This window comes from Desulfobulbus alkaliphilus, from assembly GCF_016918545.1.
Taxonomy (GTDB): Bacteria; Desulfobacterota; Desulfobulbia; order Desulfobulbales; family Desulfobulbaceae; genus Desulfobulbus; species Desulfobulbus alkaliphilus.
The window spans coordinates 1-465 of sequence record NZ_JAFFQC010000192.1 but is presented as its reverse complement, the minus strand read 5'-3'; the positions used below and the strand labels follow the sequence as shown (position 1 = coordinate 465).

The 465-nt window shown below is 52.7% G+C and carries 1 rRNA gene; it reads left to right on the top strand.

Features of this window, described 5'->3' with window-relative positions:
• Window positions 1–465, top strand: a 23S ribosomal RNA gene (locus tag JWG43_RS18065); the annotation flags it as partial.

Below are 465 nucleotides of genomic sequence, written 5' to 3'. Positions count from 1 at the left end.
GGGTTAAAAGGAGGAGTCAGCGCAAGCGAAGCTCCGAATTGAAGCCCCAGTAAACGGCGGCCGTAACTATAACGGTCCTAAGGTAGCGAAATTCCTTGTCGGGTAAGTTCCGACCTGCACGAATGGCGTAACGATCTCCACACTGTCTCGGCCAGAGACTCGGTGAAATTGAAGTCGCGGTGAAAATGCCGTGTACCCGCAGAAAGACGGAAAGACCCTGTGCACCTTTACTATAGCTTGACATTGGGATTTGAGCCTGCATGTGTAGCATAGGTGGGAGGCTGTGAACTCTGTACGCCAGTATGGAGGGAGCCAACGTTGAAATACCACCCTTGTTTGTTCAGGTCCCTAACTCTTCGCCGTTACCCGGTAAGAGGACAGTGTCTGGTGGGTAGTTTGACTGGGGCGGTCGCCTCCCAAAATGTAACGGAGGCATGCAAAGGTTCCCTCAGGCTGATTGGAAAC